This is a genomic window from Streptomyces sp. NPDC058045 (assembly GCF_042885635.1).
In the GTDB taxonomy this organism is placed as follows: Bacteria; Actinomycetota; Actinomycetes; order Streptomycetales; family Streptomycetaceae; genus Streptomyces.
The window spans coordinates 43,526-65,239 of the sequence record NZ_JBHVRR010000032.1 but is presented as its reverse complement, the minus strand read 5'-3'; the positions used below and the strand labels follow the sequence as shown (position 1 = coordinate 65,239).

General features: G+C 70.6%; 17 protein-coding genes. 6 read left to right on the top strand and 11 right to left on the bottom strand.

Going from position 1 to position 21,714, the window contains the following annotated elements:
* The first annotated feature begins 23 nt into the window (after nt 1-23).
* On the top strand, nt 24-1,025 hold the full coding sequence (locus ACFVST_RS20080) for a Gfo/Idh/MocA family protein (RefSeq protein ID WP_390153552.1): 1,002 nt from the start codon (nt 24-26) through the stop codon (nt 1,023-1,025).
* Nucleotides 1,026-1,043: 18 nt separating this feature from the next.
* Here ACFVST_RS20080 and ACFVST_RS20075 read toward each other — a convergent pair whose 3' ends face one another.
* From ACFVST_RS20075 to ACFVST_RS20030, 10 genes are all read right to left on the bottom strand, one after another.
* Nucleotides 1,044-2,099 carry an ABC transporter ATP-binding protein gene (locus ACFVST_RS20075; protein ID WP_390153531.1) on the bottom strand — a complete coding sequence of 352 codons (1,056 nt, stop codon included), beginning with the start codon at nt 2,097-2,099 and terminating at the stop codon, nt 1,044-1,046.
* Entirely contained in the window at nt 2,096-3,199 is a 1,104-nt protein-coding gene (locus ACFVST_RS20070) for an ABC transporter ATP-binding protein (RefSeq protein ID WP_390153528.1), read from the bottom strand. Before ACFVST_RS20070 ends, ACFVST_RS20075 begins: the two co-directional genes overlap by 4 nt.
* An 8-nt stretch (nt 3,200-3,207) precedes the next feature.
* Complete coding sequence (locus tag ACFVST_RS20065) at nt 3,208-4,104, bottom strand: ABC transporter permease (RefSeq protein ID WP_390153525.1); 897 nt, start codon at nt 4,102-4,104, stop codon at nt 3,208-3,210.
* A 16-nt stretch (nt 4,105-4,120) separates the two neighbouring features.
* Nucleotides 4,121-5,077 carry an ABC transporter permease gene (locus tag ACFVST_RS20060; RefSeq protein ID WP_390153522.1) on the bottom strand — a complete coding sequence of 319 codons (957 nt, stop codon included), beginning with the start codon at nt 5,075-5,077 and terminating at the stop codon, nt 4,121-4,123.
* Nucleotides 5,078-5,241: 164 nt separating this feature from the next.
* Nucleotides 5,242-6,846, bottom strand: a complete 1,605-nt coding sequence (locus ACFVST_RS20055; RefSeq protein WP_390153519.1) for an ABC transporter substrate-binding protein — start codon at nt 6,844-6,846, stop codon at nt 5,242-5,244.
* Between the two features lie 181 nt (nt 6,847-7,027).
* Nucleotides 7,028-7,831, bottom strand: coding sequence for an SDR family NAD(P)-dependent oxidoreductase (locus ACFVST_RS20050; RefSeq protein WP_390153516.1), 804 nt, complete (start codon nt 7,829-7,831; stop codon nt 7,028-7,030).
* Nucleotides 7,828-8,769 carry a dihydrodipicolinate synthase family protein gene (locus ACFVST_RS20045; RefSeq protein ID WP_390153513.1) on the bottom strand — a complete coding sequence of 314 codons (942 nt, stop codon included), beginning with the start codon at nt 8,767-8,769 and terminating at the stop codon, nt 7,828-7,830. The genes ACFVST_RS20050 and ACFVST_RS20045 overlap by 4 nt, the downstream gene beginning before the upstream one ends.
* Nucleotides 8,766-9,164 carry a RidA family protein gene (locus ACFVST_RS20040; RefSeq protein WP_390153510.1) on the bottom strand — a complete coding sequence of 133 codons (399 nt, stop codon included), beginning with the start codon at nt 9,162-9,164 and terminating at the stop codon, nt 8,766-8,768. Before ACFVST_RS20040 ends, ACFVST_RS20045 begins: the two co-directional genes overlap by 4 nt.
* 16 nt (nt 9,165-9,180) lie before the next feature.
* Nucleotides 9,181-10,680 (bottom strand): M81 family metallopeptidase, encoded by a 1,500-nt coding sequence (locus tag ACFVST_RS20035; protein ID WP_390153507.1) that lies wholly within the window; start codon nt 10,678-10,680, stop codon nt 9,181-9,183.
* Nucleotides 10,677-12,005: an aspartate aminotransferase family protein gene (locus ACFVST_RS20030; RefSeq protein ID WP_390153504.1), complete on the bottom strand. Its 1,329-nt coding sequence runs from the start codon at nt 12,003-12,005 to the stop codon at nt 10,677-10,679. The genes ACFVST_RS20035 and ACFVST_RS20030 overlap by 4 nt, the downstream gene beginning before the upstream one ends.
* 233 nt (nt 12,006-12,238) lie before the next feature.
* Between ACFVST_RS20030 and ACFVST_RS20025 the strand changes: the two genes are divergently transcribed.
* Nucleotides 12,239-13,108, top strand: a complete 870-nt coding sequence (locus tag ACFVST_RS20025; RefSeq protein ID WP_390153501.1) for an SMP-30/gluconolactonase/LRE family protein — start codon at nt 12,239-12,241, stop codon at nt 13,106-13,108.
* A gap of 37 nt (nt 13,109-13,145) precedes the next feature.
* Nucleotides 13,146-13,913 (top strand): IclR family transcriptional regulator, encoded by a 768-nt coding sequence (locus ACFVST_RS20020; protein WP_390153498.1) that lies wholly within the window; start codon nt 13,146-13,148, stop codon nt 13,911-13,913.
* Between the two features lie 15 nt (nt 13,914-13,928).
* Here the strand turns inward: ACFVST_RS20020 and ACFVST_RS20015 are convergent, their stop codons facing one another.
* The gene (locus ACFVST_RS20015) at nt 13,929-16,976 is read right to left on the bottom strand and encodes a sialidase family protein (protein ID WP_390153495.1); all 3,048 of its coding nucleotides are present in this window, start codon (nt 16,974-16,976) and stop codon (nt 13,929-13,931) included.
* A gap of 228 nt (nt 16,977-17,204) precedes the next feature.
* On the opposite strand from ACFVST_RS20015, the gene ACFVST_RS20010 reads away from it, so the two are divergent.
* The 3 genes from ACFVST_RS20010 (at nt 17,205) to ACFVST_RS20000 (ending at nt 21,636) form a co-directional block, all read left to right on the top strand.
* Nucleotides 17,205-20,045 carry an FG-GAP repeat domain-containing protein gene (locus ACFVST_RS20010; protein WP_390153492.1) on the top strand — a complete coding sequence of 947 codons (2,841 nt, stop codon included), beginning with the start codon at nt 17,205-17,207 and terminating at the stop codon, nt 20,043-20,045.
* Nucleotides 20,042-20,704: an SGNH/GDSL hydrolase family protein gene (locus ACFVST_RS20005; RefSeq protein ID WP_390153489.1), complete on the top strand. Its 663-nt coding sequence runs from the start codon at nt 20,042-20,044 to the stop codon at nt 20,702-20,704. The genes ACFVST_RS20010 and ACFVST_RS20005 overlap by 4 nt, the downstream gene beginning before the upstream one ends.
* A gap of 71 nt (nt 20,705-20,775) precedes the next feature.
* Nucleotides 20,776-21,636, top strand: a complete 861-nt coding sequence (locus ACFVST_RS20000) for a fumarylacetoacetate hydrolase family protein (protein ID WP_390153486.1) — start codon at nt 20,776-20,778, stop codon at nt 21,634-21,636.
* The last annotated feature ends 78 nt before the right edge of the window (nt 21,637-21,714 follow it).

The following is a 21,714-nucleotide window of genomic DNA, read 5'->3' as shown; positions in this document are numbered from 1 at the left end:
TCACTTGATGAAAGCGAGTGGAAATGGTCGTCCGGCGCCTCGCCATCAGCGGTCTCGGTTCCATCGGACGTCAGCACCTCGCCGCGTGCTCCCGACTGCCCGGCGTCCGGGTCGACCTCTTCGACCCGGATCCCGAACTGCTGAACCGGGCCGAGAGCCCGCTCGTCGACCGGCGCACGACCAGTTTCGACGACCTGCTGTCCGGCGCACCGGACGCGGTGGTGCTGGCCGGACCCGACCACACGCACGTACCGCAACTCCTCGCGGCGGTGGAGACGGGCGCGACCGTGCTCGTGGAGAAGCCCGTCGCCGAGTCGGCCGCCGCCGCGCGGGAAGCCCTGGACCGTATCGCCGACCCCGGTCAGGTGCTCGTCGGGTACGTACTGCGGCACCGGCCGGTGGTGCGGCGCCTGTCCGCGCTGATCGCGGACGGAGCGATCGGACAGCCCACCACGGCCCAGGTGCTGCTCGGCGCCTACCACACCATCACGGTGGCCGCCTCCCGGTTCGCCCGCCCCGAGAGCGGCCGGCTCTACCGCGACTACTCCCACGAATGGGACTACCTGCGCCTGCTCTTCGGACCCGTCGTCGGCGTCTCCGCGCTCGCCCGCACCACGGACGCCGTGGAGCACGTGGAGCAGCCGAACCTGGTCGACGCCCTGTTGCGGCACCGCCCCGATGGCGCGACCGAGGTCGTCTCGCACTGCCACATCGACTACGTCGACACCGTCGGCGCACGCACCCTGCAGGTGATGGGTACGGCCGGTTCCCTGTTCGCGGACCTGGCCGCGGGGCAGATCCGGCTCCGGCGTACGAGCGGGGTGGTCGAGGAGGCGCACCCCGTGACGGCCGCCGACGGGCTGCTCGCGCAACTGCGTCACCTCATGGACCTGGTCGAGCGGCGTACGTCGGGCCTCGCTCCGGTGGTCGGCTTCGCCGACGGCGTGGCGGCCCTGGAGGTGGCCGACGCGCTGCGTACGTCGGCGGAGACCGGACAGTGGACGGCCGTGGGCGCCGGCGGCTGAGCCCCAGGGCGGAACCGCTCAAGAGGCCGCGGCCGCCGGCTTCCCGGTGCGGGTGAGGTGGCACGCGGACAGCGCACCCGACTCCGACGGAAGCAGGGGCGGAAGCTCCGTCCGGCAGAGGTCGTGCACCTTCGGGCACCGCGTGGCGAAGGGGCAGCCCGGCGGAATCGCGGTGGGCGACGGCAGATCGCCGGACAGCAGCCGCCGCTGACCGCGCCCGCGTTGGCGCGGGTCCTTCACCGGCACGGCCGACAGCAACGCCTGGGTGTACGGATGCTGCGGCGCCGTGAAGATCGTCGTGGCCGGCCCGGCCTCGACGATGGTGCCGAGGTACATCACGGCGATGCGGTCGGAGATGTGCCGCACCACGTCGAGGTCGTGGGCGATGAAGACGTATCCCAGGCCCAGTTCGGCCTGCAGACGGTCGAGCAGGTTGACGACCTGCGCCTGCACCGACACATCGAGGGCCGACACCGGCTCGTCGAGCACCAGCATCCTGGGCTCCAGCGCAAGGGCGCGGGCGATGCCGATCCGCTGGCGCTGTCCGCCGGAGAACTCGTGCGGATAGCGCGACGCCAACTCCTTGCGCAGACCGACCAGTTCGAGCAGTTCCCGGACGCGTGCCCGGCGCGAGGCCGCGTCACCGATCTTGTGGATCTCCAGCGGTTCACTCAGGATCTGCCCCACCGGCAGCCGCGCCGGAAGCGAGGCGTACGGGTCCTGGAACACGTACTGGATCCGGCGCCGCATCGCCCGCAGTTCCCGCCGGGACATCGCGCCGACGTCCCGCCCCTCGAAATCCACCGTGCCCGAGGTCGGCGGATGGAAGCCCATCACCGTCCGGCCGACGGTGGACTTGCCGCAGCCGGACTCACCGACCAGCGAGAAGGTCTCGCCGGCATCGACGTGAAACGTCACGCCGTTCACCGCGTGCACCACCGTAGTCCGCCGCAGGAACCGCCCGCCCACCTCGAAGTGCCGGACCAGATCGGTGACGGTCAGCAACCGCTCCCCCGGCACCGGCTTCCCGGCGCCGTAAGCCGTGGCCGTCACCTTCACCGGTACGCCGCTCATCCGGCCGCCTCCTCATGTGTGCACGTACCCGTGGGAACCCCCGCGGCCGCGTCGCCGAGGCCGCTGCCGTCGAGTTCCGCGTGGAAATGGCAGGCGGTCAGATGCTCCTGACCAACCACGGCGAGCGGTGGCTGTACCAGGCACTGCTCGCGGCCAGCGGCCAGGTCGCAGCGCGGCTGGAAGGCACAACCCGGCGGCAGCTCCCGCGGGCTGGGCGGCGCTCCGGGAATCGCGGGCAGCAAGGTACGCCGGCCAGAGGCCCCAGCCGGCGTCGACCCGTCGGCGTTCCGGCCGGGCATCGAGCGCAGAAGACCCCGGGTGTACGGATGACGCGCCCCGTGGAAGACGTCGTCGATCGCGCTCGACTCGACGACACGGCCCCCGTACATCACGACCACCTGGTCAGCCATCTCGGCGATCACGCCCAGGTCGTGCGAGATGAGCACCAGCGCGGTGCCGTGGTCATCGCAGAGCCTCATCAGCAGGTCCAGGATCTGCGCCTGCACGGTGACGTCCAGGGCGGTCGTCGGCTCGTCGGCGATCAGCAGGGACGGGCTGTTCGCCAGCGCCATCGCGATCATCGCCCGCTGCCGCATACCACCGGAGAACTGGTGCGGGTACTGCCCCTTGCGTTCCCGGGGCGCGGGGATGCCCACGTCGGCGAGCAACTCGACGATCCGGTCGGAGCGTTCGCGTCGGCCCAGCTCGGTGGAGTGCCGTTTGAGGGTCTCGTCGATCTGCTCGCCGATGGTCATCACCGGGTTGAGCGCGGTCATCGGGTCCTGGAAGATGACGCCGATCTCGCCGCCCCGGACCCGTTGAAGCTCACGCTCTTTCATCGCCAGCAGATCGCGGCCCCCATGGAAGACGGCCCGGCCCCGGACGGTGGCGCTGCGCGGCAGCAGGCCGAGCGCCGACATCACCGTCACGCTCTTGCCCGAGCCGGACTCGCCGACCACCCCGAGAATCTTCCCCGGCATCACGTCGTAGCTCACGCCGTTGACAGCCCGCGCCCGCCCCGACACCGTGGCGAACTCGGTGACGATATCCCGCAGACTAAGGATCGGCTGCACGCCGGCCGGTTCGGGTGACTTCCTCATTCGCTCGCTCATCGGGTCTGCCTCGGATCCACGGCATCGCGCAGGCCGTCGCCGACGAAGTTCACAGCCATCACGGTCAGCGCGATCGCGACGCCGGGCGGCGCCCACATCCACGGCATCGAACCGAGAATGCGCAACTGCTGGGCCTCGTTCATCATGCCTCCCCAGGTCGCGGTCGGCGCAGGAACGCCAAGACCGAGGAACGACAGCGCCGCCTCGGTCATGATGACGGTCGCCATCAGCAACGTGAACGACACGGCGGCCTGGGGCAGCACCGCGGGAACCAGGTGCTTGCGCACGATCCGCCAGGGCGTCGCGCCCAGCCCCTCGACCGCTTCGATCGAGTCCTGTTCACGCAGCGACAGCGTCAGGCCCCGGGTCAGCCGGTACGCCTGGGTCCACTGCATGAACCCCAGCGACAGGACCAGCAGCCACACATCGGGGCCCAGGAACGCGGCCGCCACGATGATCACGATCAGCGTCGGGAACGACTGGAACACCTCGGCGATCCGGGAGAGCACCGCCTCGGTCCAGCCACGCAGATAGCCGGCGGTGACGCCCAGCCCCACCCCGAGGACGGTGGCCAGCATGGAGGCGACCAGGCCGATGGTGAGCGACACCCGGCCACCGGCCAGGACCCGCGCCAGGACATCGCGGCCCGCCGAGTCGGTGCCGAACAGATGGCCCGCACTCGGCGGTTCGCGGTACAGGAGCGGGTCGACCGCGTCGGGATCCACGGTGTAGAGCAGCGGACCGAAGGCCGACACGAGAGCCAGCAGAACCAGCACCACCAGGCCGGCCATCGCCAGACGGTGGGAGCGGAAGCGCCGCCAGGCAAGCCTTCTGGGGCTCAGGCTCTTGCCGGCGGCCTCGTCCTGGGCCGCGGCGGGCGAAAGAGTCGTCATCGTCGGATCCCCTCTCCTACAGCCTGATCCGCGGATCGACGATCGCGTAGAGCACATCCGCGACCAGATTGCACAACACCACCAGGACCGCCACGAACATCACGAACCCCATGATCGCGGGATAGTCCCGGGCGGTGATCGAGTCGACCGCGAAGCGTCCCATCCCCGGCCAGGCGAAGATCTGCTCGACGATGACCGCACCGCTGAACAGGGTCGGGATCTGCATCGACACAACGGTGATCAGCGGGATGAGCGCGTTGTGGACACCGTGCCGCCAGACCACCCGGGAGGTCGACAGGCCCTTCGACCGCGCCGTCACCATGTAGTCGCGGTCGAGCACGTCGAGCACGCTGGCCCGCCCCCATCGCATGTACGCCGCGGCCCCGCTGAAGCCGAGGATCACCGCCGGGAGCACCAGGTGCCGCAGGCCGGACAGCGCACCGCCGCCGGGTTCGTTCATGCCCGCGGTGGGCAGCCAGCCGAGCTTGACGCCGAAGACGTACATGCCGACCAGCGAGAGGAAGAACACCGGGATGGAGAGGGCGACCAGGCTCGCCGCCGAGAGCACGTAGTCCACCGCCGTGTTGCGCTTGAGCGCCGCGAGCAGCCCGGCCGCGATCCCGAGGAGCAACGAGATCAGCAGGGCGGCGAGCATCAGCGAGGAGCTGTTCTGCAGCCGCTCCGTCATCACGCTCGACACCGGACGGCCGCTCACCAGCGAGCGGCCCAGGTTGCCCCGCATCGCCTCACCGAGCCAGGTGAAGTACTGGACCGGGAGCGGCTTGTCGAGCCCGAGTTGCTCACGGGCGGCGGCGAGGGCGGCCTCGCGGTCCGGGCCCTGGAACGACATCGGGTCGAAGTACATGTCCAGCGGATCGCCCGGCGCGCTGCGCACCAGCGCGAAGAGCAGCACGCTGATGCCGAGGAACACCGCGATGCTGACCAGCAGTCTGCCGAGAATGAAGCGCAGCACGCGTTCGCGGTCCTTTCCGGTCGAAGGGGTGAGGGCGTGTCGTCACCTTCGCGTCGTCGCCAGAAGAGCGGACGGGAAGGTGACGACAGGCCCCAGGGGTCCGGCGAAGTCCCGGCCGTCCGGCCGGATCTGCCGAAGACTTCGCCATGGTGGCGTGAGCCGGATCAGTTCCGGATCTTCCACTGCTCGGCCGTGATCAGCGTCAGCGCCGGGGAGACGCTGGCGTCGAAGCCGCTGATCCGCTTGGTGACGCCGTAGTTGGCCATCGGCACGTACAGCGGCAGGATCGGCACCTCCTTGTTGATGATCCGGTTGGCCGCCTGATAGGCCTGCTGGCGCTTCGCCCTGTCGGTGGTGGCCATGCCCTGGTCCAAGAGTGCGTCGAGCTTCTTGTCGCAGTACCCGGTGATGTTCACCCCGGCCGGCGCGACCTGGTCGCAGTTCAACCGAACGTTGATCGCCGACGGTTCGATCTGCGGGACCTGGTTGAGCACGGTGATCATCAGGTCGAACTCGTTGTTCTTCACCACGTCGGCCACCTGTGCCGGCTGCAGCGGCGTGATCTTCGCCTTGACGCCCACGGCCCGGAGCTGGCCCTGGACGATCTTCATCACGGCGTCCCGGTCGGCCTGGCCGGGGGTGATGTCTAGCCGCAGCTCCGTGCCGGCCTTCCAGCCGGCCTCGGCGAGCAGCCGCTTGGCCTTCGCGGGGTCGTAGTCGTAGCGGACCAGGTCCGTCGGCTGGGCCCAGTCCGGGGCGAACAGCGCGGTGTCCGCGACGCGGGCCTGTCCGGACAGCACCTTCTTGACGATCGACTCACGATTGATCGCGTGCAGGATGGCCTGGCGCACGCGCTTGTCCTTGAGCTTGCCGTTCTTCAGCGCGGTGTGCAGGGTCATGACACCCGAGCCCGGCGCCTGCGCCACGGTGACCTTCTTGTCGCCCTTCAGCGGCTCCACCTCGGCGGCCGGAATCTGGGCGATGTCCACCTCGCCGGTCTGGAGTTGGGCGAGTGCGGCGTCGCCGGCGAGGAACTTGGTGACCAGCTTGGCCGCGGGGACCTTCCCCCAGAAGCGCTTGTTGGCCGCGAACTCGATGGTGTCGTCGTTGATCCACTTCGAGAACACATAGGGACCGCTGCCGACCTTCGGCGTGTGGAAGGCCTCGTTGCCCTTGAACTTGTCGTGCCCGATGCCTCCGTACACGTGCTCGGGGACTATGCCGACCTGCACCAGGTTCGCCAGGAAGCCGGAGTGCGGCTTGGCGAGCGTGATCTCGACGGTCTGGTCGTCGGGAGTCGCGATCCCGGAGATGTTCTTCGCCTTGCCGGCCTGGAACTCCTTGGTGCCCTTGATCGGCAGCATCGCCCCGGCCCAGACGGCCGCGGTCTTCGGGTCGGCGGTGGCCTCAAGCGAGAACGCCACGTCCTTGGAGGTGATCGGCTTGCCGTCGCTCCAACTCGCCTTGCGCAGATGGAAGGTGTACTTCGTGGCGTCCGTGTTCACCTCCCACTTCTCGGCCACCCGCGGCGTGTACGCGCCCTTGGCCTCCGCGAGCAGCGGCTGGAACTGCAGGAGGGAGACCAGCCCGTCGCCACCGGTGAGCGCGGTGAACGGACTGAAGGCCGACGCCTGCAGGTACAGCTGGTAGGTGATCGTTCCGCTTCCGTCCTTGCCGCCGGACGAGTTGCCGCCATCCGACTCGGTGCCGGCTTCGCTGCATCCCGCGACGGCGATCGCCAGGGCCGCGAGCAACGTCGCCCCTCGCATTCGCGTAGAGAAACCTGCCACGCTCGCCTCCTCACTGTCCGGCGAACCCCACCGGTCTAGTTTCAGCTACTGAAACGGATGTTTTATTAGCTCGAACACTGGTTGACTGCTGTGCGGTTGTCAAGAGACCGGAGTCCACCGGTCCGGGAACCGTGATTCATTTGGTACTCACTGCTGGTACTCACTGCGCGGTGAAGCCACCGTCGACAGGCAGCGTGACCCCGGTGACATACGCGCCGGCGTCCGACGCCAACAGCAGCAGGGCACCCGCCACGTCATCGCCGGAGGCCAACCGCCGCAAGGGAGTTCGCTCGGCGTAGGCCGCCCGGAACGACTCCGGCGCCGTACCGTCGTCCAGTCCCCCGGGGGCGAGGCAGTTCACCCTGATCCCGTCGGGGCCGAGCACACACGCGAGGTAGCGGGTGAGGCCGATCATGCCTGCCTTGTCGTACGCGTAGTACGCGGGCATCGACATGGCCGTGCCGGAGTAGAGACGCAGGTCGGGACCGGAGATGCCGTAGATCGATCCGATGTTGACGATCGATCCGCCGCCCTGGTCGCGCATGGTGCGCGCCACCCGCTGGGTGAGCAGGAAGAGACCTCGCCCGTTGACGTCCTGGGTGGCGGCCCAGTCCTCCGCCGTGATCCCGTCGAGCCCGTGGCCCTGCCGGTGGACGGCGTTGTTCACCAGGACGTCGATCCGGCCCGGTTCCCGCTCGACCTGCTCGACGAACGCGCTCACGCTGTCCGGATCGGCCTGGTCGAGCGCCGCCGGCCGGACCGAGCCGGCGCCCGAGTCCACCAGTTCGGCCGCCGCCTCGGTGGCCTTCGCGAGCGATCTGCTGGTCAGCACCACCGACGCCCCCGCGAGGGCCAGCGTGCGGCACAGATGCGTTCCGTACAGCCCCGCGCCGCCGGTGACCACCGCGACGCGACCGTCCAGGCGGAACGACGGCCCCGCCGGGGCGGCTTGACTCCCCGTCATCCCGGGACCTCCGCGCGCCGCAGGACCGCGGCGACGGCGGCCGAGAACTCCTCCGTCGGCGGTGTCAGCGGCATCGTGCTTCCCGGCACCGGCAGGCCGAGCGTGAGCGCCGCCGCGCACTTGATCGCTCCGATCGCCCGCGCCGGGAAACCGGCTCCGGGCAGCTCCGCGGCGAGGATGTCGAAGAGTGCGAGGTACGTTTCCTGGGCCGCGAGGCTGTCCTTGTCCTTGCGGCCCGCGTGCTCCCACATCGTCACCGCCGGGCCGGGAAGGATGTTGGCGAAGCCGGGGACGATGCCGTGGAAGCCGGCGGCCAGGGCCGAGTCCAGGGTGAGTTCGCCCCCCGTGTAGACCCTGGCCGCGGTTCCGGCCAGCGCCCGGCAGAGCAGCCGCCCGGCGGACAGGTCGCCCGACGAGTCCTTGATCCCCGCGATCACGCCGTCCCGTACGAGCCGCTCCTGAAGCTCCTGCGACAACGCCCGCGGCGTACGCACCGGCACGTTGTAGGCGATCACCGGTACGTCGACGGCGCCGGCGACCGCACCGAAGTGCGCGTACAACTCGTCTTCGGCGCAGTCGAAGAACAGCGGCTGCAAGGCCAGGACCGCGTCCGCGCCGACGTCGACGGCCTCCCGTGCGGCCCGCACGGTGTCGCGGGTGCCCAGCCCTCCGACACCGGCCCACACCGGCACCCGTCCGGACACCGCGTCGGCCACCACACGCACCGTCTCGCGCCGGCCGGCCCGGTCCAGGCTCCCCAGTTCCCCGGTGGACCCGACGGCCAGCAGCCCGTTCACCCCGGCCGTGAGCTGCGCCTCGACCAGGACCCCCATCTGTGCCGGGTCGGGACGCTCCCCGGAGGCGTCCAGAAACGTGACCAGCGGGGTGATCACACCGCCGGGCAGCGCCGCCGGGGGCTGGTTCAGGGAGTCGCTCATCGGTCCGCTCCGCCTGTCGCCGGGATGTGGGCCACCACGTCGATCTCGAACTTGAGGTCGCCGATGCCGCCGCAGGTGGTGGTCCGGGCGGGGTACGGCTCCGAGAAGTGCTGCGGATAGAGGCGGTTGAACTCGTCGCGGTCCTCCCACCGGCCGAGGTAGCAGCGCACCGCGACCACGTCGTCCATCGAACCGCCGGCGGCGGCGAGGATCCGCTCGACGTTGGCCATCGACCGGGCCATCTCGCCGGCGAAGGAGTCCTCGACGATCCGGCCGGTGTCGTCGACCGACGCCTGTCCGGACACGAAGACCAGCTCGCCAGCGCGTACGGCGGGCGAGAACGGCAGGTGCGACCGGGGCGTCTCCCCGGGTGCGGTGGCGGCAGTACGTGGCATGAGTCGGATCGATCCTTCAGCTCGGGTAGGTCGTGGTGATCTCAAAGGGGTACATCGGAACACGTCGCCGCTGATACCGGAACTCAGTGACCGAATTGCGGGTGATCCCTGGGGAATCGGTCTCGACGACGACCGGTGCGCAGGTCCGCGCGAACCCCGCGCGCGGACCGTTGACGCCCTTGGCGATGACGGCCCGCAGCCCGTCCGGGTCGATGCCCACGGCGCGGTACTGAGCGGGCGAGACGGGCTGGATCACCTTCGAGGTGAGCACCACCAGCACGCCCTCGTCGGTGCGGACGCCGACCATCACGCCGCCGTCGAAGAAGCGGAACCCGCCGTGGGCGACGTGCTCCTCCTCGTACAGCCCGCTGTGCCGTCCTACGAGCACCCCGGTCAGCCGTACCGGCGCACCGTCCTGTTCGACGGACCGCCCGCCGGCCTGCACGTCGACCCTCCCGCCGGCCTCGACACCGGCGAGCCGGGCCACGGCCTCGGGATCGTGGAGCGTGGTCCCGGCCCCGGAGATCCCGCGCCGCAGGGCCTCCGCCAGCATCACCGTGGAGTCGCCCGGGCCGCCCCCGCCGATGTTGTCGCCGACGTCCAGTACCAGCAGCGGCCGGTCGCCCCTGTGGTCCGCGATGGCCTGGACCGCCTCGGCGACCGGAACTCCGCCGCCTTGCAGCGCCTCCCGCCGCGACCACACCGCCTCGGCGAGGCGCCGTGCGGCGTCGCGGGCGCGCGCCCGCTCGGGGTGCATGGCGATGACCGACATCCCCATCTGCGGGGTGTCGGCGTAGGGGAAGCCCTCCAGGATGCTGACCTCCAGCATCCCCGGCTCGGCCTCGATCTCCCGGGCCCCGGCGAGGAGACCGGCCATCGGCTCCTGGCCGGTGTCCTGCCGGACGATGGTCACCACCAGCGGCAACTGCTCGACCACCAGGGCCGGACACACTCCGGCCCGGATGGCGTCGATCACCAACCGCCGGCAGCGCACGGCCTTGATCCGCGCGTCCACATGGGGATTCGTCTGGTACGCCGTCATGACGTCGACCGCGTCGACCAGCCGCTGGTCGACATTGGCGTGCATGTCGAGGACCGTGCCGATCACCGCGTCGGGACCGACGGCCTCGCGGACCCGCTCGGCGATCTCCGCGTCGGCGGCCGTGTGTTGCTCGGCGACCGCGGCACCGTGCAGGACCAGGAGTACGCCGTCCACCTCGCCGGCCGCCGAGAGCTCCTCGCACATCCGGCCGACGAGGACTTCGAACGCCTCCTGCGAGACCGGTCCGCGCGGTGTCACATAGGCCACCGGCAGCGGCAGGAGCTCCACGTCCGGATCCACCGCCGGGTCCAGCGGCTCCAGGAAGCCTCCGGGGACGGCGTGCGAGTCGCGGTAGTGCTCGATCAGCTCGGCGCCCGCGTGGACGCCGCCGTCCTGATACGCGGCCAGGTCCGCCAGCTCCGAGGAGAAGGTGTTCGCCTCGTGCAGCAGTCCGACCACGGCCAGCCGGATCATCCGGCGACACTCCCGTCGCACAGCGCGGCACGCGGTGGGCCGGTGACCGCGACGGTCGCGGCGACCGCCTCGCCGAAGGCCTGGACGGTCGTGTCGACGTCCGCCCGGGTGTGCGCGGTCGACAGGTACCAGCGGCCGCCCGGAAGCGCGAAGACCCCGCGGCGCAGCAACTCCACCGTCAGCGCGTCGTACCACTCCTGGTCCCCGGCGAGGAACTGCGCGAACGTGTCGCACCGGTCCAGGCCCGGCAGCACCTGTACGACCGGGCCGGCCTGGTTGACCGCGGCGGTCACGTCGTACCGGTCGAGCGCACCGCGCAGGCCGTCCGCCAGGCGGCGGCCGTGGTCCTCGAACGCCGGGTAGACGCCGGGTTCGGAGAGCGCCTCGATCGTCGCCTGCACGGCCGCGAGCACCACCGGATTGCCGTTGTACGTGCCGGCGTGGACGACGCCACGCGTGGACTGGTCCAGGACGTCGGCCCGCCCGGCGACGGCGGCCACCGGGTACCCGCCGGCCAGGGCCTTGGCGAGAACCACCAAGTCCGGCCGGACGCCGTAGAGTTCGGCCGCGCCTCCCCGTGCGAGCCGGAACCCGGTGATGACCTCGTCGAAGACCAGGAGGGTGCCGGTCTCGTCGCAGAGCGCCCGAAGGCCGGCGAGGTACCCGTCCGGTGGGGCGATCACCCCGGAGTTGCACAGCACCGGCTCGACGAAGACCGCCGCGATGTCCTGCGCGGGTTCCCGCAGGATCGCGGCGGCCGAGTCCAGGTCGCCCCACGTCGCCATGCTGACGTCGGAGAGCGCGCCGCTGTTCTGCCCCTTGGTGGCCGGCTTGTCCAACCGTCCTTCGGCGTCGGGGCGGTAGCCCAGGAGGAACGCGTCGGACCAGCCGTGGTAGTGGCCGGTCATCTTGACGAACCGGTTCCGTCCGGTGGCCGCCCGGGCCAGCCGCAGCGCGATCTGGTCCGCTTCCGACCCGGTGTTGGACCAGAGCACCCGCTCCGCGCCGGGCACGGCCTCCAGAACGGCTTCGGCCGCCAGGTACTCAAGTTCGTGGCCGGCACCGAAGGTGGCACCGAGCGGCAGCCGCCGGGTGACCGCCTCGGTGAGGCCGGGATGTCCGTGACCGAGGATCACCGGGCCCCAACCCAGCACGTAGTCCAGGTAGTTGTTGCCGTCGACGTCCGTCAGGGTCGAACCGCGGCCGCCGCGGAAGAACAGCGGGTGCGGTCGCATCGACCCGCGCATACCGGTGGAGACGCCGCCTGGCAATGACGCCTTGGTCCGGTGCCACAGGCGGGCGGACGTGGGCCAACTGTCGATCATTCGATGCGTCCTCGTTTCGTCGTCGCCGTCGATGAGCCGCTCGCCAAACCGCCGGAGTTTCGGTGATTGAAATTCAGATTCCGATGACCCGAACGCTAACGCGCCCCCCGCGACGAGGTCAACAGTGAGTTCGCGGCCGGTCCGGCACAGCTCACGGAGTGGGCCGCACGCTGGCCGTGATTCAATGGGCAAAACTGATGATTCGCTGAGCGGAACAGCCTGGGAGGCCGCCGATGAGCACGTCACCGTCGTCCGCGGCCCTTTCGCCCGTCGACGCTCCCCGGTGCCATCTGGCCGAGAGCCCGCGCTGGGACGGTGTGGCGTGGTGGTGGCTGGACGTCACGATCGGCGCTGTGTACCGGATGGCACCCGGCGAGCCGGCCCGTCTGGTTCTCAGGACCGGGCGCCGTGCCTCGTTCCTCGCCCCGCTCGCCCCCGGCCGGCTGGTCCTGGCCGACGGCGCCCGGCTGCGGCGCCTGACGGTCGCCGGCGATCTCGCCGTCCATGCCGCGCCCTGGGTCCGGCTGAGCCTGCCGGAGGGATGGCTGCTCAACGACGGCTGCCTGGCCCCGGACGGATCGGTCTGGGTGGGCTCGGTTCCGCCGGCTAGCGGCGACGGCCGGCGTCCACCGGACGGAGCGCTGATCCGGATCGCCACCGACGGCACGATCACCTCGCCGGTGTCCGGGTTCGCCCTGTCCAACGGCCTGGCCTGGACCGATGCGCGGACCCTGCTGCACGTCGACAGCCAGAGCGGCATCGTCTGGCGGCATCGTTTCGACGACGGTTTCACCCGCGCCGCCTCGACGGAGTACCTGCGGGTACCGGCCGAGGAGGGCCTGCCGGACGGCCTGGCGGTGACGGACTCCGGCGTGGTCTGGCTTGCCGTGTACGGCGCGGGTGAGGCCAGGGCGATCCGCGACGGCCGGACGGTGGCACGTGTTCCGGTGCCGGCCGCGCAGGTCACCGCGGTCGCCGTCGGCGGTGCCGCGGCCGGCCACCTGCTGGTCACCACCGCCCGCGAGGGGTTCGACGCCGCCAGATCCGCGGCCGAGCCCGCCGCCGGAATGGTCTTCAGCGGCCCCGTCAGCGGGATCTGGTGACTACGATGAACCAACTGGGAGAAGGGGTTTGACCGCCATGGCAGCCAGCACCGAGTCCGCTTCGGCCTATCCGATCCGGGGCGTGGACCGGGTCTGCGACATCCTCGACACGCTGGCCAACTCCGACGGCGGGGTGACCCTGACCGAGGTGGCGGCCGCCACCTCGCTGCCGAAGAGTTCGGCCTTCCGGTACCTGACCGCGCTGGAGGCCCGCCACTACGCCGAGCGGGACGCCAGCACCTCGGCCTATCGCCTCGGCCCGGCGTTCCGGCCCCAGTACACCCGCGGTATCGAGCGGCTCACCGAGATCGCCCGCCCGGTCCTGGAGCGGCTGCGCGACGCCACCGGCGAGACCCTCAACCTGGGCCTGCTTGACGGCACCATGATCGTGCACGTGATGGTGGTCGAGAGCCCGAACGCGATGCGGCTTGCCGCCCGCGTCGGTGACCGGGGGCACGTACACGCCACCGCGCTCGGCAAGGCGCTGTGCGCTGAGCTCCCCGAGGACCGCGTACGGGCGATCCTGCACGCGGCCGGGCTGCCCCGGTTCACCGCGTCGACCATCGTCGACGCGGACGACTACGTCGCCGAGGTCGAGCGGGTCCGGGAGCAGGGATTCGCGGTGGACGACCAGGAGAACCAGGACGAGGGCCGGTGCGTCGCGGTCAGCATTCCACGGCTCACCTTCCCGGCCGGTATCAGCCTCAGCGCTCCGGCCAGCCGGTTCGAGCCGGCAGACGTGCCGGCCGTCGCCCGGCGGCTGCGCAAGGCGGCCGCCGGGCTCGGCAAGGCACTCGTGGGCTGAGCGGGCCGCCCGCGCTCAGAGCTTGGTCATCGCACCGATGGTCGCCAGCGCGGGCAGCCCCGCGTGGGTGTCCTGGACGATCAGTTCGTCGATCGCCATGTCCACTGCCGCGGATCCCGACCAGCCGAGCATCAGCAGGTGGGTCACCACCTCGGCCGGTGCGAAGACCGGGAGGGTGCCGCACTCCTTTCCGTCGACCGTGACCTTGACCGTCTTGGCGAGCAGGTCGACGGCGAGGTCGATGGTGGCGTACTGGTTCGCGGCCAGAGTGGTGTTCTCGGGGAGTGGTTTCAGCGCCCTGTCGAACGCCATGATCGCGCGCTTGTCGTTGGCGAAGGTGAAGTCGGCGTCGGCCCTGGTCTGGGCGATCTTGACGTACTTCGTGGTCACGGCCGGCCCGGACGCGGTGAAGGCCCCGCCCGACCCGGTGACCGTCCAGTCGGTCAGCCGGGTCCAGTCGCCCTTGTTGGTGTCGGAGACCCAGACGGACAGGTCGGCGGTGGTGAGCCGGCTCCCGCCGCCGTCGTCGCCGATCCGGACCTCGGTGAGCTGCGCCGGGGTGGTGAACGAGGCGCCGATACTGCGGCGTTGGTAGTCGAGGGCGATCTTCCCCTCGTAGTCGAAGTGGCCGAGATTGCCCTTGGCCGGGTCCACGTCGTCGTCCACGTAGCCGATCGTCGACTCGCCACGCGCCGCCGCGGGGGCGAGCAACTGCCCCGTGGGGGTCACGCGCAGGATCTGCACCGTGCCCGTCGCCTGGGGATCGCTGCCGAATCCCTCCTGGATCGCCAGGTCGAGGTGGGACCCCACCGCCGCCCAGCGAACCCGGAAGCGGATCCGGCCCTCGCGGATCGCCGGGAACAAGCGCGAGGCACCGACCGTCCCCCCTGCGGGAGCCTTCATCTGCAGCGCGCTGGCCGCGCCTCGGGCGCCGCTCGTCAGGGTGAGCGAACCGCCCCCGGACACCCGGTGCCAGCGGTCGTGCGCCAGCTCGGACCCCTGCCCGACCAGCGAGCTGAGTGAGGAGCGGTAGCCGAGGGTGTCCAGTGCCCCGTGGCTGTCCCGGAGGTAGCGCGCTTCGTCCTCGATGTACAGCGTCTGCGGACCGCCATCGGGGAAGGTGAGGGTCCAGGTGCTCCACCCGAAGAGCCGGTCCTTGGTGCCGATCGGGACGGAGTCGGCCTCCATGACGCGCATGTAGTAGTCGCTTGCGTTGCCGCCGGACGGATTGATGCCGGGCACCGACAGCGAGGTGGCGCCGATGAGGTCGTGGTAGCCGTTCCAGGAGGCGCCGCCGTTCTCGCTGTACGCCATGGTCAGGTTGTTGCGCCAGTAGCTGGCCTGCCCCTTCGAGTTGTGGCCGGACCAGCTGAGCTGCATGTCGCCGGTACGGCCCGTCGACAACGCGGGGAAGGTGTTGGTGGACAGGACCCTGCTCTCCGTCAACGGCGTCCAGGTGCGGCCGTCGTCCGTCGACTCGCTCGTCACCATGTAGTAGCGGCCCCTGCCCTGGCCGCGGGCGAGCAGCAGCACGGAGCCGTCGGAGCGCACCGCCAGAGCGGTTTCACTGACGCCCACCTCGAAACCGCCGCCGGGGATGGTGAACTCCACCGGCACCTGCTGCCAGGAGTCGCCGCGGTCGGTGGAGCGGAAGATCGTCACCGCGAAGGTGCCGGCGGAGGTGTAGGGGTAGCTCACCGGGACGAGCCAGGCGCCGGACGGAGTACGCACGGGGTTGGTGTAGGTCAGCGCCCAGGCGGCGTTCCTGCCGGCCGCGGGCGAGTGCGGCAGCAGTTGCTGCACGCTGGTGAAGGCCGGTGAGCCGTCGGCGTCGAAGGTGCTCGCCTTGGCCACCCAGCAGGTGCAGTCCTTGTCCTTGGGGTCGAGCCAATCGGTGCCGGCCGAGGTCCGCAGGCGGTAGAAGAAGTAGTGCAGCGATCCGTCGGCCGGATCCACGTAGTAACTGCCGGTGCTGTAGCCGCACTCGGCGTTCGAGCCGCTTGAGGTGCCCGGCACGAAGTCCTTCACCGCGCCGAACGTCCTGCCGCCGTCGTACGAGTACCGCGCCCCGATGCCGCCCTTGCCCGCGGCGTCGTGCCAGCCCCCGGTGGCCACCACCACACCGGAGGAGAGCACCAGCGGCCGGTGGTCGTTGCCCCAGGTCCTGCCGTCGGCCTGGTGGCTCAGCCGCACCAGGGTCCGCTGGCCGTACTCGACCTGCAGCGCGGCGGCGTCGTGGTGGACGACGTCCCGCGCGGACGGATTGCCGGTGAACGCCTTGATGGTGAGCTGCTGCCCGGCCGCGATGGTCGGGATGCGGACGAACACGCCCCCGGAGTCGGCGTACGCGTGCAGGTAGTTGTTCTGGCTGTCCCCGAAGCGGAGGTCCGCGAGGTCACTGCTCAGTCTGCCGGTGTCGACCAGCGCGTCGGTGCGGATCCGGTCGAGGGGGATGTAGACGGCACGGTCGTTGAGCGTCGTGGTCGTGGGGTTCCGGACCGTCAGCTCCATGCTGGTGGTCCAGGTACCCGCGCCACCGGCGAGCAGTGCGGGCATCGCGAGGTCGTACGCCTTGATCCCGGTCTGCATGTCGGACAGGACGAAGGTGCAGCGGGCCGTGTCGGTGTACTCGCGGTGGCTGTGGACCTTCAGGTAGCGGCGGGTCTGGGCCGGAAACAGCAGCCACACCGCGTCGCCCAGGTCGACCACCTGGACTCCGGCGACCTTCGCCCAGCTCTCGTTGTCGGCGCTGGAGTACACCGACCAGTCACGCTGGTTCAGCGCGTGCGCGCCCCGTGCGTTGGTCAGCGCCAGGGCGTTCACGCTGCTCGAACCGACATCGATACCGATGCTCCGGTAGTCGTAGTCGACGGCGTACGCGACGTGCACGCCCCACTGGGACAGGGCACCGGTCTTCGGGTTCAGGTCGTGATTGCGGTAGCCGACCGGACCGGACACCTCACCTGCGGGCTCCGTGGCCGCGGCGGGGCCCGGAGCGGCCATCAGGGCGGTGACGGCACCGGATCCGGTCACCATCAGGAAGTTGCGGCGGGACAGTGTCATCACGTGCTCCTCGCGAAGGGCGACGGGGAGGTCAGTCACCACAAGATGGTTCAGTGAATGAAACCAAGGTTTCGATACGTCGGACGACGATAGGATGCCGCCAGGTACCCGTCAATGAGTTGCGAGCCTTGACCGGGCCGCCGCGAGCCGATTAGCGTTTCCGCCTGGCAATACCTGAGTTCCAGTGACTGAACCTGGGCGGATGCCCTGGGAAGGAGTCTCCCCTTCATGACCACGTTCTCGGCCGGGCCTGCCATCCAGCTACGGGACCACGGGTTCGCCGACTTCCGGGCGGGTACGCCGGGCGACGCGGGCCAGAACGTCTACGTCTCCGCGGCCGGTGTGCTGCAACGCATCCACTACAGCTGCGTGAGCGGCAGTGGATACGTCGACCTGCCGTTCGCCAACTCGCACGACGACTCCCCCAAGGTCCCGGTGGACCTCTACACCGGACTCCCGAGCACCGGCCCGGCGGCCCACCTGCCCACGTACGGAGCGATGGCCGGGGCCGCCGCCGACCTCACCGGCGACGGGTACGACGACCTGGTCGTGGCCAACCAGTACGACGGATGCGGCAACGAGGTGCCCGGGCAGATCTACTTCGGCGGCCCGTCGGGCCCTTCGACGAAGGCCACGGCCGAACTCTGGGCGCCCGACTCCAGGGACGTCGCCGTCGGGCGGTTCGACGGCGGCCGGCCGGCGGTGGTCTTCGTCAGCCGCGGCACCGTGCGGATCTTCGCGCAGGACGAGCGGGGTTTCGTCGCGGACCGGTTCACCGACCTCCCGTTCGGCGTTGAGGTGCAGGCGATCACCACCGCGGATCTCGACGGCGACGGATGCGACGAGCTCCTCGCCCGCGGCACCGACGGAATCGTCCGGGTGCTCTGGGGCCGCCGTGCCGCGCCGCTGTCATGGGACCGCCACACCGCGCTGCCCACCGAGCTGTCCGGCGTGATCGAAGCCGGAGTCGGCGTCAACGCGGCCGCCTCGGGAGCGTCGCAGACGCCGACCGCCCCGGAGACCGGTCCGGACGGCGAGGTCCTGGACCCGGTGGCCTACAGCCGCTCGGTCGGTTCGGTCCACGCCGAGGACGCCCCCACCGCTCCGCGGCTGAAGACCGTGCCCTGGCACGGCAGGGCCGCGCTGTTCTGCCCGCGGGAGGACCGGACGGTCCTGCTCGGTTTCACCGCCGACCGCCGACCGGTGGACCTGCTGACCGTACGGACCGGTCCGGCCCAGTCGGTGGAGACCGCCGACCTCACCGGCACCGGCACCACCGACCTGATCGTGCTGGACCGGCACCCCGGCGAAGCCGCTCCCGCCGCCCAGCAGTGCACGGTGTACTGGGAGTCCTCGCAGTACCGGCCCGACCACGGCAGCGGCATCGACGTGCACCGCGGCGTCGACGTACTCGCCGTCGACCTCACCGGTCGCGGCCGGCCCGACATCGTGGTCTGCCAGGGCGCGGCCGAACGCACCTACACCCACGAGAGTCCGGTGCTGCGGACCGACGGCGGCGCACTCGCACCCGTGGAGACCTTCACCACCCACTGCGCCACCGACATCCTGGCCCTGCGCGGCCCGCTCGGCCCGGCCCGTCTTGCCGTCGTGAACCACAAGGCGCACAGCCGTTTCGGGGACGTCGCCACGTACATCTACCTGGGCGGACCGGACGGGTACGACCAGACCCGCCGCCTCGAACTCACCGGCTGGGCCGCCACCGAACTCCGGTACGTGGACCTCGACGACTCGGGCCGACCGGACGTCTACCTGTCCAACTCCAACGAGAACGACCTCGACCGTCCGCACGGATCGTTCCTCTACCACGCGACCGACGACGGCATCGACCCGGAGAACCGGACCGAGCTGGGCACCACACGCAACATGTCCACGCTGGTGGCCGACCTGAACCGGAACGGGTACCTGGACCTCGTCACCGCCGGGTTCTCCCGGGACCGGCTCCAGATCTTCCCCGGCGGCCCGGACGGCTTCGGCGATCCGGTCGACGTACCGCTGGTGATCGACGGAGTCACCTACCAGCAGCCGCGCTTCATGTCGATCGGCGATCTGACCGGTGACGGCCATCTCGATCTGGTGATCCCGGAACTCGGCCCGACCGGCGGTGTCATCCTGCTCTGGGGCGGCCCGGAGGGCTTCGACGCGAGCCGGGCGACCGTACTGCGCTGCGGCAAGGCGGTGTCGAGCCGGATCGCCGACCTCACCGGCGACGGCTGGCCCGACCTGGTGATCGGCGGCTACCAGGGCAACGACCCCGGCGACCGGTACCGCGCGTCGGTGTTCGTCTACTGGGGGTCCGAGGACGGCTTCAGCGACTCCCGCCGGACTCAGCTGCCCGCGTCGTTCCCGGCCGACGTCGCGGTCGCCGACCTCAACGGCAACGGCCGCCTCGACATCGCGGTCGCCTGCTACAGCGCGCACCGCACCCGTGACATCGACTCGTACGTCTACTGGGGCGACGAGGACGGCTTCCATCCGGCCCGGCGTACCCGGCTTTTCCAGCACTCGGCCTGCGGGCTGCTGGCCGCCGACTTCACCGAGACCGGCCGGATGGACCTGGCCGTGGCGAACCACAAGACCGACGGGAACCACCCCGGTGACTCGGTGATCTGGCACGGCGGCCCCGACGGGTTCGCCGAACACCGCACCCAGACGCTGCCCACCCGCGGCCCGCACGGCATCTTCCACGCCGACCTGGGCAACGTCAGGGACCGGGGCATGGTCGAGCACTTCACCTCCCGCGTACACCGCGTTCCGGACGGGGGACGACTGGCCGGGCTGGAGTGGGGAGGACTGGTCCCCCCGAAGACCTGGGTCAGCGGGCAGATCAGGTACGCGGACGACGAGAAGGCGCTCGCCGCCGCACCCTGGCTCGGACCGGACGGCACCCCGGACACCCATTTCACCGACGACGCGGGCGGATGCGACCTCCAGGCGGGCCGGTTCCTCCAGTACCGCCTCGCCCTGGGCGCCGTGAACGCGGTGGCGACCCCGCGGATCGAGTCCGTCACGATGAACGTCACCGTCCCGGACCCGCGGAGGAACACATGACGCCCACCGGATGGACGGCCGGGTCACTGCTGGCGCAACCGGACCCGGTCACCTGGGTGTTCACCGGGGACAGCGTGACGCAGGGTGCCCGGCACACCAACGGCTGGCGCGACTACACCGAGTTGTTCGCCGAACGCTGGCGCTGGGAACTCGGGCGCGGCCGGGACACCGTCATCAACACGGGGGTCTCCGGCCGGCGGATCGGCGATCTCCGGGAGGACCTCGACCACAGCGTTCTGCGCCACCGGCCGGACGTGGTGGTGCTGATGCTCGGACTCAACGACGCGGATCTGGGACAGGAAGGGCTGGACGAGTTCACCGACGGCTACGCCTCGGTGCTGCGCCGGCTGACCCAGGAGTCCGACGCCACCCTCGTCGTGCAGACCCCGAACCAGGTCGCCGTGTACGACGAACCCCGCCGGGCGGTTCTTCCCGAATACGCCGAGGCCGTACGGGATCTCGCCGCGCGGTTCGACGCCGTGCTGGTCGACCACTATCGGGCGTGGACCGGGACCCAGCCGGACGACCGGACGGAGTACTGGATCTCGCACGGATGCCACCCCAACGAGTACGGCCACCGGGCGCTGGCGCTGGAGCTGTTCAGCGCTCTGGAGCTGGACGGTCCGGAGGCCACCCTCACCCGAGCTTTCCTGCCCTGATACCGGCCGTGCCGGTCCGCGCCGACCACCCCCGTCGCTGAACTGCCCTTCCGTTCCTGGAGATTGAGCCCGTGTACCTCATGCGCATCGGTGCCCTCGGCGCCGAGAAACCCGTCGTCCGCCTCGACACCGACACCTACGTCGATGTCGGCGACGTCGTCACCGACTTCGACGAGACCTTCTTCGGCACCGGCGGCCTCGACCGCATCCGCCCGCTGGTGGCCGAACGGGCGGCGGCGGGCCGGGTGTCCCGCTTCGCCGGGGAGCGCGTCGGCGCCCCCCTCGCCCGCCCTCACCAGATCCTGTGCGTCGGCCTCAACTACCGTGACCACGCGGCCGAGACGGGGATGCCGGTACCCGATGAGCCGATCCTGTTCACCAAGTCACCCAACACGCTCGTCGGCCCGAACGACGACGTCCGCATCCCCCGCGGCTCCACCAAGCCCGACTGGGAGGTCGAGTTGGGCGTCGTCATCGGCACACGCGCCAGCTACCTCGACTCGGTGCAGGAGGCACGCGACGCCATCGCCGGCTACGTCGTCGTCAACGACGTCAGCGAACGCGCCTTCCAGATGGAGCGCGGCGGGCAGTGGGCCAAGGGCAAGTCCGCCGAGACGTTCAACCCCGCGGGCCCGTGGCTGGCCACGCCCGACGAGATCGACGACGTGCTCGGCCTCGGCATGTGGCTGGACCTCAACGGGGTGCGCCGCCAGAACGGCAACACCAGGACGATGATCTTCGATCCGTACGACATCGTGCACTACCTGAGCCAGTTCATGGTCCTGGAGCCCGGCGACCTGATCAACACCGGTACGCCGCCCGGCGTCGGCATGGGCTTCATCCCGCCGGTGTGGCTCAAGCCGGGTGACGTGATGGAACTGGGCATCGACGGTCTCGGCACCCAACGCCAGCACGTCCTCGCCCCGCGCTGAACAACCGCGCCAGCGCGTACGACCACGAGCCCTCAGCGGCACCAGCGGCGGTTCCGTGGCGGATGGCGCGTCGCCCGG